We start from the raw sequence: 8,339 nt of genomic DNA on the forward strand, positions 1-8,339 counted from the left end.
CCTCTTCCAAGTGAGTTTATTTGTAGACGCTTTTGCCAGCATCCTGATTGTACAGCTCCTTTAATGGTACCATAGATTCAGATGGAACATAATATTTAAACGGATTCTCATCAATGACACCTAGAAGCTGCTTCCGGTAAGGAGAGGCGTTTTCCAGCAATCGATCGGATGCCGTGCGGTAGTCAATGGGTCTCATCCAGATCGGGCTGTAACCTAGAAACAATTGCCGGCGTGTAAATTCCGAGCGATTAGGCGCACCGGCGTGCCAGAGGTTTTGCGGGAATATGAACACATCGCCCGGCTTGCCGCATACTTGCATTTCCCCTGCCACTTGACCATCCACGTCCTGACTCTCTGGATGAAACGGCTTATTATGCGAGCCAGGGATGATTTTGGTATTACCACGGTCCGGCTGGGACATATCGCTTAAGATATAGCATGTTTTGATGTAATAGGCAGAGGTGATGCCATCTTGCTTCGGAAACTGTGGATGCGGACCATCTTGATGCCAGTTAATGAAGCTGTGCGACTCGGTTTTCACATCATTGGGATTCGGTTTACGTACAGTTAAGTGTGAAATGTGCAGCTGAATGTTATAGCCAAGCAGATTAACCATGAGAGGAAGCAGCGTCGGTTCATCGATCAGCGAAGCTATTTCATCGTCCCTCTCAATGCTGTTATAAATGTTATAAGCTAATGATTCCGGTTCCTCTGCGACAATACGGTCAATGGCAGCGTTTAAACGGTTAACCTTTTCTTCTGACAAAACGCCCGGCAGTATCAAATAACCGTTCTCGTTAAACTGCTGAATAAGTGCAGGAATATCTAATTTTGTTTGTGTCATGTGAATACACTCCTCGTTTTTAAATTTATTTATGGCAATTATAACCAATAAATTTACACGTGTAAATAATGATTTTAAAGGAAAAGGAAGCCCATTTCTCCTTCCTTTTCCGCACACTGATCTCTCAACTGTTTCTTTTACTGTTTCTTTTACTGTTCTCTCAACTTCTACTTCACGTAGCCAAGCTCTTTAATCCTTTTATCAGAAGCATCTAAGAAAGCTTTATAATTCATGGAGCTTTCCAAAGTCTTAAGGAAGCTGTCATACTCACTGAGCGGACGCTTGCCGTACAAGAATTTAGAGAACTCTTCTTCAATATAGCGACTCGCATCTGCAGCGTTATAACCATTTGGCATATCCACGAATCCTGCCAAACCATCAATGTGCGGCTGTTTGCTCGCATATTCCATAAACTTCGCCTGCGGACCGAATTTCACCGTCAAATATTCCATTTCCGGGCGCCCTGCGAATTGGTACAGCCAGAAATAACCGCCCTCTTTGCCCATCAGGTCTGTCGGGACAACTTTACTGCCATCGAGGTTGAAGTGTTTGCCTTTCACCCCGTATTGCACTAACAAAGAACCATCCTTCGAAGAAACATAATTCAGCAAGTCGATGACCTTCTGCAGTTTCTCCGGATTTTTCTCAAGGGACTTCGGTACGGCGTACAACGCTGCTGCCTTACCAATGTCATAGGCACTTGCAAATTTGCCGCCAGGTCCTTTTAAAGCATCAACTTGCACCCATTTGGCATTCGGATTCACAGCCTTAATTTGCTCAACAAATTGGTCCTTCGTCACATTCGGCCAATCCAGATAGACGATTCCCGCTTGCCCTTTAATCGCTTTCTGTTGATGCTGAAGACCTGAGTTAGCCAAAAGCTCGGGATCTACGGAACCAGATGCAATCATTTTCTGGATAAAAGCAAGAGCATCCTTCATCCCAGGATCATACAGCGAGTTCACCACTTTATTATCTTTCACGTAGACTGTAGGTAGGCCGCCATCCATACCTACGCCATAGGCTCCAAAAATGGTATCAAAAGCTCCAAGCTTGCCGCCGGTAAGGCCATACGTATCTTTTTTTCCATTACCATCCGGGTCTTTCTCTGTAAACGCTTTAGCAACTTCGAGCATTTCCTCCGGCGTAGTTGGCACTTTCAGACTCAGCTTGTCGAGCCAATCCTGGCGAATCCAGTACGTGTTGTAAGGAACTTGCGGTGACTTCGCGATGGCATACGTTTTGCCGTTCAGCATCCCTTTTTTCAAACTGTCAGCCCCAATAAAATCTTGTACCGGCTTAAGTTTATCCAAATAAGGCGTGAGATCGAGCAGAAGACCCTGATCAGTAAATTGCTTTAATTGCTGACGGTCTACAGCGAATAGATCTGGAAAGTTCGCCGAAGACATACGTACGTTTAACTGATTTTTGTAATCATCGCCGGATGCATACACGGTCAGATTGAGATCCGTGCCCAGCGCTTTATCCAGCTCCTGTTTAATAATGTCCTGATCAGGAGAAGGAAGGCCGCTGCCTATTTCGATAATGTCAAGCTTGACGGGCTTTGCGCTAGCAGCCGGTTTGCCGCTTTCCGCAGCTTTGTCAGCAGGCTTATTCGCAGCAGGTGCCGCACCGCAACCGGCAATCAGCGTTCCACCGGCGAAAGTCATGGCGAGAAGAATTGGTACAAGCAATTTCTTTTTCATAGATACCCCTTCTTTCTTTTAAAATAAAAGTTACTTCTATTGTCGCCGTTACAGAACGAATCAGGCTGCAGTCCTGATGCATTCAACGGGGTCAACCTTTGACGGAGCCCATCAACATTCCTTTGGTGAAATGCTTTTGAATGAACGGATACACGATAATGATCGGTAAGCTTGCAGCAACAACAGACGCCATTTGCATCGTTTCGGTAGGAAGCATATTTTCGGCATTTTCAAGCGGCTGCTGGGTCAGCATGAGAATTTCGCGAATAACGACCTGCAAGGGGAACAAATTTCGATCCGTCACATACATAATCGCTTGGAAAAATTCATTCCAATGACCAACCATGTAGAACAACCCAATTGTGAGCATAGACGGTATAGAGAGCGGCAATACGATTTGCCAGAGAATCCGGAATTCCTTCGCCCCATCCATCCGAGCCGATTCAAACAGCTCTTCAGGAAGGCTTTCAAAAAAGCTTTTCATAATCAAAATATTAAAAGCCCAAATCGCATTCGGCAGAATCATCGACCAGACGGAATCCAACAGCCCTAAGGATTTTACAACTAAATAAGTCGGAATGAGTCCTCCGCTGAACAGCATCGTAAACACAACCATGAGAAGGAAGAAGCTTCTGCCTGGGAGATTGCGACGGCTAAGCGGATAAGCCATCAGCGATGTCAATATCAGGTTCACAATCGTACCTACAACAGTGATGAAGATCGTCACCCAGAAAGCTCTTGGAATATTCGTCTCGGTGAAAAGCTTGTGATAAGCGCTGAATGTGATGGACTTAGGAATGAGGATGAAACCTCCATTCTTCAGCACCTCGGAGAAAGGTGTGATGGACACGGCTACCACATACATCAGCGGTACGACCGCCGCCAACGCAGCAAGCCCGAGGATGATGACGACGATCGTATTGATGATCCGGTCTTCCCAGCCTCTTACCATATGCCATCACCCCATTTCTTGGATAAATGATTGGAGCCTAGTACCAGGACAAGCCCAATGACGGATTTGAATAATCCTACGGCGGCCCCCAGTGAGAAGTTGAGCTGCTGCAGCCCAGTCCGGAATACCCAAGTATCCAAGATATCCGCAACTTGATACACTTGAATGTTATACAGAATATAAATTTGATCGAATCCGGCATCCATAATATGTCCCAGCTTTAAGATGAGCAGAAGCACAATGACATTTCGAATACCTGGCAGCGTAATGTGCCAAATCATCCGCAGGCGGCTTGCGCCGTCCACGCGTGCTGCTTCGTATAAGGTCGGATCAATCGCTGTCATCGCAGCCAAGTAGATGATTGCGCCCCAGCCGAGATCCTTCCAAACTTCCGAGCTTACCAGAATAGTCCGGAAGTAATCAATCGAGGTCATGAAGCCAATCGACTGGCCGCCCGCATCTTCGATAAAGCGGTTGACGATCCCGGAATTCTGGGAGAGCAGCGCGATGAGGATACCGTAAATAATGACCCAAGATAAGAAATGCGGCATATATGTTAGCGTTTGCACAACCGTTTTGAACCATCGCAGCCTGCACTCATTGAGCAGCAAAGCCATGATAATCGGCGGTGCCATCCCAAACAGCAGCTTGTAGATGCTAATGACGAACGTGTTGACCATCAGCTGCCCGAAGTACGGAGAATTAAAAAACGTCTGAAAATGCTTGTACCAGGGATCAGCCCAACCGCTGCCGAGAATGCCGTCCAATATTTGAAAATCCTTAAAAGCAATAATCACTCCATACATGGGAATATAGCGGAAAATGACGAAATAAATAACGCCAGGCAATAGCATGAGATAAAAAGCCCGAAAGGCCCAAATCTGCTTCGCAGATAATTTAAGCCTCGCTTCTTTTGTTTTTCTACCCGCCTTTACATCCTGCCCTACTACGACTTGCTGTTCCATGAGGCCACCTCTTTTCCATCTGATCACTCGCTTCCTAACGGGTTGAGTTAAGTATAGCAAGCGCTTTCTTTGGAAAATATACAGTGATCCTGCGAAAATGTTCGAATTCTTGCAAACGCTTTATTTGTTTTTTTCTGTATATTCATGTTCCATTGCCGGAAGCTCGATTCGGATCAACGTTCCGATTTCGGGCAAGGAGAAAATGGACAAACCATAAGCTGTTCCAAAATGGAGCCCAATTCGCTCGTGGACATTCATAATCCCGATGCCTGTGAATCTATGCTTGCTCGGTGCTTTGTGCCGCTCTTCGAACAGACTGTTCAGGACCTCCGAGTTCATCCCGAGACCATTGTCCCTAATCGTAATCATCAATTTATCCTTCACACACTTGGCCCGTATACGAATCATTCCCTCACGTTTGAGCGGAACAATCCCATGGAAAATGGCATTCTCCACAAGTGGCTGCAAGGTCAGCTTTAAAATTGTTTTGGATAGTGTAGCAGGTGTTGCGTCAATCTCCATCGTGAACTTATCGCCGTAGCGCACCTTCTGGATGTACGCATACATGCGCAGCCCTTCCAGTTCGTCCGCTAAAGTAACGAATTCCGTGCTTTTATCAAAGCTGAATGACAACAGACCTACAAGGGTCTTGATCGTTTCCCGAACCTCGTAGATTTTGTGCTGTTTGGCCAAAGAGCTTATACAAGCAAGGGTGTTATACAGAAAGTGCGGGGCAATTTGACTCTGCAGCATTTTCAACTCAAAATGCTTCTTGCGGCGTTCCGCTTCCTTGGTTTCCTGCAGCAGATGATGAATCCGCTCCATCATAGCATTATAGCTTCGCGCCAATCGGCCGATTTCATCATTTCCGGTTGCGTGTATGGTGTGAAGCACGTCCATATCTCGAACCCGATCCATCTTCGCAACCAATGTACGTACGGGCAGCGTAATATATCGGCTTATCATGTAGGTGCTTGCCAAAACAAGGAATATCCAGAAAACGCCTGCTGTGCTGAAATTTCGGTATAGGCTGGCAATATTTTGATAGAAGAAGCTATTCTCATAAAAGGCGATAAAATACCAGCCAAGATTATTCATGCCGGACTTGACCGCAACCAAATCGCCCTCCGGGCCTTCAATCTCCGATGCTCCGAGAGGAAGATCCGACACCTGATCGACAAACCCTTCATCCAGCTCCGGCGGATACACAGACGTATGATAGGGAAGCAGCCGGTAGGAGCTAAGCGGGAGCCCAACATCAAACGAGTGGACAACATTCTTTTTGTTCGTGATGATGGCAAAGGTTTGATTCTTCGTATTCATGAACTGCGCGATCATATTCGTTAATTGAACGAGATCGATTTCCACGACAGCAATCCCCATTAATGACTTCGTCGAAGATGATTGTATGGGCAGTACGAAGGCGACTGTTTTACCCGACATGGGGGATTGATAGGGCTCCGTGATAAATATGCCGTAGGTTTGCTTGGCTTTCTCAAGCAGCTTAGGGATTTGCGGATTCCCAATAATATCAAAAGTGGTTTGCGAGTCGGAAATGACATGGCCGTCTACACCAACCAAATAGAGCGACTTATACAGCGTCCTGTTCATATTCGCATACGAGCGCAGAACATCCGAGGCTTCCTTTTCCATGCCCACATTTAACAAATCCTCACGGGTTGAAATAAGCAACAGGATATTTTGCACATTGTCCAAATAGGCATTCATATAGAGATTGGTTCGGTCAATAATAATTTGGGCATCCGACACGACCTGCCTGCGAAACAATCCCTCCGCTTCGCGCAAGTTGATGTAGCCGAGCCCCCCTAACAGCACAAGTGTTCCCAGGGACAAAAATAAAAAATGCTTGGCCAACATGCTCCAGCTGCCAAACCATGAGATAAGCGCTTTCATTTTGGTATCATCCCTTTTTATAATCTGTAGGTGCTACGCCGGTCCAATTTCGGAAAAGCTGCGAGAAATAACGGTAGCTAGGTATGCCTACCTGTTCGGCGACCTCATACACTTTAAGATGAGTATTCTGAAGGAGGCTCACGGCCTTCTCCATGCGCAGCCGGGTCACATAATCGTTGAAGGATTCCCCGGTTTCTTCCCGAAACAGCCGACTAAAATAGTACGAGCTCAGCCCAACTTCTTCCGAAACCGAAGTCAGCGTAATCGGCTCACCGAGCTTGATCTCGATGATTCTCTGGGCAAGCTGAACTTCTTTTCGAATCTTCCTCTCGTCGCTCGTCCCTGACTTTGGCGGGTTAGCCAACTCTCGGCGCATCCGTTCTTGTTCATATTGCTTGAGATCGACTTCGCGTCTGATCGCTGCTCTCGCTTTTTCAATCGCTATCTTCATGTCCTCTTCATCAAAAGACAACTTCGTGAAATAATCCAAGGCTCCTAGCTTCAGCGCTTCTTGGGCATAATGAAAATCGCTATGACAGGTTAACAGGACGAATTGGATGTGCGGAAATCTTTTTTTGACGTTACGGAACAATTCTAATCCATCCATAATGGGCATCGTAATATCTGAGATAACAAGATCGGGTACCAAAGCTACACAGAGCTCCAAAGCCTCTTCCCCATTCTCCGCCTCTCCAACCAGTTGAGCACCAAAGGTAGACCATGGCATGGATCGGAGCTCTTGTCTTAACGGCAATTCATCATCAATGATCAGCACGCGTACGGGGGCGACAGACACATTGCCCACCACCTTTCCTTTCAACCTTGAAATCGCTATCACTCTTACTTACAATGATATCAATTATATCAGCTTTTGTTTATACAGAAATAATGTAAAAATGTATGAAAAACCAAACTCAGGCGCGCGTTGTGTCGCCGCCACATGGCGGCTGTCAACTCCAGTCAGGGGACATTCCACTCGCTGAGGGAACTATGATCCCCTATTTTCCAATAAAACGGCGCTTGAGCTAGGTGAGGGGAACTGTGGTCTCTTATTCTTTCATTTTTGATTGGAAATCGGTATTTTCAGGGAAATAAGACCCTGTAGTTCCGTTTAAATTGAAAATAGTCCCATTTTCTCAAAATAACGCCCTGTAGTTCCGTTTCATTCAAGAGTTAGTCAGTCCGTTCCTGTTTAGGCGGCATATCTGTTTAGCCCCCTAATTGAATTGGAGAGTACCTAGGGAAATAAGGTACTATTAAATAAAGGGGGCTGAACGGAATGAGACAACGAAACAACGCATTCAAAGATGTTCGTAACAAAGTGGCGCAAGAAGCTTTAGCTGGGATTAAAGTTGGTGTTCTAGCAAGGAAGTATGATGTCTCACCGAAGACCATTCGCAACTGGGTAAAAGAGTTTCAAGATGAATTTGGTGCAGACGCGATACCTACGATCGACGAACGCATTAACGACTCTAAACGACTGGCTGAGCTTGAAGAAAAATACAATCGAGCTTTAAAGGCATTGGGGGAAAAGGAACTCGAGAATGAAGTTCTGCGTGAGCTCGTAAAAAAGACGAGCCCTGCCTCAGTGATCGACTCCACGTTGCACAAACGTTCATTGGGCAGGGAAACGCGGTAGTTAAAATACTAGAACTTACTGGAGTCGCTTCTTCGACGTACTACGACAGAAGGAAGTCCGCGCAACGAACCACGACGAAGAAAATAAGTGCATTACTTCGTGGTAGACCCGCGACAAAACACTCTTTTACGCGCTCAGGTGAAGCCGTCAGTGATGAGCAGATCGAAGAATGGCTGATGGAACTCGTTTCCGGTGAAGAGCATGGCTATGGCTACTTGATGCTGAATGAATGCTTGCGCATCCAACACAATCTGGTCATCAACAAGAAGAAAACGTACCGCCTATGCGAGAAGCTTGGCATCCTTCATCCGCAGCGGCG

7 protein-coding genes are annotated in these 8,339 nt (G+C 46.2%); 1 reads left to right on the top strand and 6 read right to left on the bottom strand.

Annotation, left to right across the window (positions count from 1 at the left end):
• Nucleotides 1-16: 16 nt before the first annotated feature.
• The 6 genes from AC58UW_RS15375 to AC58UW_RS15400 all read right to left on the bottom strand — a co-directional run bounded on the left by AC58UW_RS15375 (nucleotide 17) and on the right by AC58UW_RS15400 (nucleotide 7,177).
• Nucleotides 17-844, bottom strand: coding sequence for a phytanoyl-CoA dioxygenase family protein (locus AC58UW_RS15375; protein ID WP_497421509.1), 828 nt, complete (start codon nucleotides 842-844; stop codon nucleotides 17-19).
• A 167-nt stretch (nucleotides 845-1,011) separates the two neighbouring features.
• On the bottom strand, nucleotides 1,012-2,550 hold the full coding sequence (locus AC58UW_RS15380) for an extracellular solute-binding protein (protein WP_497421510.1): 1,539 nt from the start codon (nucleotides 2,548-2,550) through the stop codon (nucleotides 1,012-1,014).
• Between the two features lie 91 nt (nucleotides 2,551-2,641).
• Nucleotides 2,642-3,502 (bottom strand): carbohydrate ABC transporter permease, encoded by an 861-nt coding sequence (locus tag AC58UW_RS15385; RefSeq protein ID WP_497421511.1) that lies wholly within the window; start codon nucleotides 3,500-3,502, stop codon nucleotides 2,642-2,644.
• Nucleotides 3,496-4,356 (bottom strand): ABC transporter permease, encoded by an 861-nt coding sequence (locus AC58UW_RS15390; protein WP_497421530.1) that lies wholly within the window; start codon nucleotides 4,354-4,356, stop codon nucleotides 3,496-3,498. Before AC58UW_RS15390 ends, AC58UW_RS15385 begins: the two co-directional genes overlap by 7 nt.
• A gap of 231 nt (nucleotides 4,357-4,587) precedes the next feature.
• The gene (locus AC58UW_RS15395; RefSeq protein WP_497421512.1) at nucleotides 4,588-6,381 is read right to left on the bottom strand and encodes a cache domain-containing sensor histidine kinase; all 1,794 of its coding nucleotides are present in this window, start codon (nucleotides 6,379-6,381) and stop codon (nucleotides 4,588-4,590) included.
• Nucleotides 6,382-6,388: 7 nt separating this feature from the next.
• On the bottom strand, nucleotides 6,389-7,177 hold the full coding sequence (locus AC58UW_RS15400) for a response regulator transcription factor (RefSeq protein WP_497421513.1): 789 nt from the start codon (nucleotides 7,175-7,177) through the stop codon (nucleotides 6,389-6,391).
• A gap of 483 nt (nucleotides 7,178-7,660) precedes the next feature.
• On the opposite strand from AC58UW_RS15400, the gene AC58UW_RS15405 reads away from it, so the two are divergent.
• Nucleotides 7,661-8,020, top strand: a complete 360-nt coding sequence (locus tag AC58UW_RS15405; RefSeq protein ID WP_497421514.1) for a transposase — start codon at nucleotides 7,661-7,663, stop codon at nucleotides 8,018-8,020.
• The last annotated feature ends 319 nt before the right edge of the window (nucleotides 8,021-8,339 follow it).

This window comes from Paenibacillus sp. J22R160 (assembly GCF_059692135.1).